2 protein-coding genes and 1 pseudogene are annotated in these 1697 nt (G+C 77.7%); all 3 read right to left on the bottom strand.

What is annotated here, in order from left to right; translation table 11 throughout:
- The coding region (locus tag SSBG_RS02765) for a saccharopine dehydrogenase NADP-binding domain-containing protein (protein ID WP_199781329.1) at nt 1–535 on the bottom strand (535 nt) is incomplete at its 3' end.
- Nucleotides 536–646: 111 nt separating this feature from the next.
- Nucleotides 647–1294, bottom strand: coding sequence for a class I SAM-dependent DNA methyltransferase (locus tag SSBG_RS02760; RefSeq protein WP_008744710.1), 648 nt, complete (start codon nt 1292–1294; stop codon nt 647–649).
- 21 nt (nt 1295–1315) lie between these two features.
- Nucleotides 1316–1697 (bottom strand): annotated as a pseudogene (locus SSBG_RS02755) (ubiquinone biosynthesis protein UbiE); the annotation flags it as partial.

The raw sequence follows: 1697 nt of genomic DNA, 5'->3' as shown, positions 1-1697 counted from the left end.
CGTCCACCCGCAGCGGCACCCCCTCGGGCAGCCGCCCCACGGTGAAGTGCGCGCCCAGGTCGGCGGGCACCGAGTCGAAACCGCAGCCGTGCACGAGCCGCGCCCCCGTGGCCCGCGCCCGTGCCCCGTGGCGCAGATAGCTCCGGTCGATGAACTCCGGCTCCCCGGCCAGGTCCGCGTAGTCCGTGCCCGCGTCCGCGCACGCCCCGACGAGCGCGTCCCCGTACCGCAGGTAGGGGCCCACCGTCGTCGCCACGACCCGGGTCCGCGCCGCCAGGGCGCGCAGCGCGGACGCGTCACCGGCATCGGCGGTCAGGACGGGCACGCTCTCCAGCCCCAGCGAGGCGCGCGTCCGCTCCAGCTTCTCCCCGTCGCGCCCCGCGAGCGCCCAGCGCAGCGTGGACGGCGCGTGCGCGGCGAGGTAGGCGGCGGTCAGCGCGCCGACGAAGCCGCTCGCGCCGTAGAGCACGAGGTCGAACTCGCGGTCCTTCCGGGCGGTTTCGCGGGGGCGGACGGGCAAGGTGTTCGGCTCCATGCCCCCACTCTCGCAGCTCGCCCCCGCGAACGCGGAGCGTTCCCGGCGCGCGCGCCCCGGCCCGGTTCCCCGGCCGTACCCCCGAGCCCCCGCCCGCTCCCGGGGCCCGCCCTACGCCTTGCGCGCCCAGAGGTGGAGCGTCCGGAACTGCCGCTTGTCCGTGGGCCGCGGCTCGACCACCGTACGGGCCGACTCGTGCAGCCCGCGCGCGGCGAGGAGCGCGGCGAGGCGGTCCGGGGACCAGCGGTAGGCCGTGGTCACCGCGTGGTCGTACGCCTGCGTCTCGTACTCGGGCCCCTCGGTCGCCGCGAGGGAGAGCAGGAGGTACCCGCCCGGGGCGAGGACGCGGGCGAACTCGTCCAGGACGGCCGGCACTTCGGCCGGAAGCGTGTGGATGAGCGACCACCGGGACAGGACGCCGCCGAGCGCGCCGTCCGCGAGCCCGAGCGCGGCCATCGAGCCGACGTCGAAGCGCGTCCCCGGGTGGGCCTCGCGCGCGAGCCCGATCATCGTGGGGGAGGCGTCCACGCCGAAGGCGCGCAGGCCCAGGCCGCGCAGGTGCGCCGTCACGTAGCCGGGCCCGCAGCCGAGGTCACCCACCTCGCCGTCCCCGCCCGCCCGCACCAGCTCGGCGAACGCGCTCAACAGGGCACGCTCCAGCGGGGAGTCGCGCAGGGAGTCGCTGAACCGCTCGGCGTAGACGGGCGCGACGGCGTCGTAGGCGGTGCGGGTGGCGGGCAGGCTCGCGAGGTCGGTCATCCGGCGAGCCTACGGCCCGGACTAGGCGGCGACCTCCGCGACGACGACGTGGAGGGTCACGACGGCGTGGAAGGGCTCCGTGGCGAGGTGGCCCAGCCACCGCTCGGCCTCGGCGGCGCTCAGCCGCCCGGCGGAGACGGCGCGCTCGGTGGTGCGCCGCAGACCGAGCACCCGGTCGGCGGCCCCGGCCTCGCGGAAGACCGAGGTGACCGGGACGACGTCGCGCACCGCGAACCCCGCTTCGCGCGCGAGGGCGAGGTCGGGGTGGTCGATCGCGAGCGACTCCCAGTCGGGCTCGCCCATGACGAGCCTGCCGCCGGGACGCGGCACCCGCCGGATCTCCGCGAGCGCGCGGGCCGGGCCGGCGACGTGCTGGAGGCCCCGGTCGGTGCGGGCGAGGTCG

Origin of the sequence: Streptomyces sp. SPB074, assembly GCF_000154905.1 — a bacterium.
GTDB lineage: Bacteria > Actinomycetota > Actinomycetes > Streptomycetales > Streptomycetaceae > Streptomyces.
The sequence above is the reverse complement of the archived record's forward strand: the minus strand, read 5'-3'. Positions and strand labels throughout refer to the sequence as shown.